Source organism: Spirillospora sp. NPDC049652, from assembly GCF_040675125.1.
In the GTDB taxonomy this organism is placed as follows: Bacteria; Actinomycetota; Actinomycetes; order Streptosporangiales; family Streptosporangiaceae; genus Spirillospora.
The window spans coordinates 1-1,210 of the sequence record NZ_JBFAOF010001499.1; the positions used below are offsets into that span (position 1 = coordinate 1).

Genomic DNA, 1,210 nt, shown 5'->3' on the forward strand with positions numbered 1-1,210 from the left:
CACCGGCGCCCCGGCGTCCGGGAGCGCGATGTGGCCGCTGATCATCAGCTCCTCGTCCCGGTCGTTCCAGGTCAGCGTGTCGGCCTGGCAGTCGCCGGCGGTGCGCGGCTCGCCGCCGACGTCCAGGGCGAGCTGGCCGTGCCGGTCGAAGTAGACCGTGACCGGGGTGGAGCCGGGCAGGAACCGGCGCTGCGGGATGCCGTCGAGCGGGGCCGCCGCGCCCGGCCGCAGCGGCGTGACGCGCGCGCCGTCCGGTGACTCCAGGGACAGGTCGAGGTCCCAGACGCCGTGCGGGAGGACCGCGCCGGACAGCGCCGTCGCCGGGTCGACGGCCGCCTCGAACGCGGTCCCGTCGTCGTCGTGCGCGGGGACGGCGGTGACGGGCAGCACCCGCTCGCCGTCCCGCTCGCGCACCAGCACGACCAGGTCGGGCGGGGACACCCGGACGCCGGGCACCCGCCCGCGCAGCCGCAGCACGCCGTCCGCCCAGGCCACCTCGGTCAGGTACGGCTCGTCCACGGTTCCCCCCGGCGTTCGGTCGGCTGCAAGAGATCATCTACCCGGACCGGCGGCGGCCCGCTTCGGGGGCCGCCCAGGGGGCCGCCCCGGGAGCCGCGGGTCATGGGACGACCGTCACCGGCCAGCGCCCGGCGCGGACCAGCCGCACCGCCACCGACCCGATCAGCCTGTGCCCGGCCTGCGCCGACGCGCCGACCACCACGGCGTCGGCGCGCTCCTCGTCAGCGATCTTGGACAGCACCGCGGCCGGGTCGCCGGTCTCGGTGCGCAGCTCGTGGGAGACCGGGGCGCGCCCGGCCGCCCTGCGCAGCTCGGCGCGCAGGTCCGCGGTGATCTCCTCGCCCGCCTCGCGCACGGCCGCCGCGCCGCCGGGCGTGAGCGTGGCCACCGCCGCCACCGACATCACGTACACCAGCACGAGCCGCGCGCCGGACCTGCGGGCGAGGCCCCAGGCGTACGCGGCGGCGTTGAGGGACGTCGCGGTGCCGTCCACACCGCACACGATGACCTTCGGCCCGTCGGTGGCCAGTTCGAACACGCCTTCAGGTTAGCGGGGCAGGAGCCGTGCCAGAAGGCGGGGCAGGTGAAGGTGTCCCCCGTCGAGCGCGGCGTACATCTCCTCCAGCCCGGCGAAGCCGAGGTCGCGGGCCACGGCGAGGGCGTCGCCGCGGGCCTCGGCGGCGAGCAGGTC

The 1,210-nt window shown here is 77.4% G+C and carries 1 protein-coding gene and 1 pseudogene; both read right to left on the reverse strand.

All coding sequences use genetic code 11. The annotated features are described in order from the left end of the window. Positions 1–519: pseudogene (locus AB0J52_RS41430) on the reverse strand (hypothetical protein); the annotation flags it as partial. A 100-nt stretch (positions 520–619) separates the two neighbouring features. Then, positions 620–1,057: a universal stress protein gene (locus tag AB0J52_RS41435; RefSeq protein ID WP_500188752.1), complete on the reverse strand. Its 438-nt coding sequence runs from the start codon at positions 1,055–1,057 to the stop codon at positions 620–622. Between the last annotated feature and the right edge of the window lie 153 nt (positions 1,058–1,210).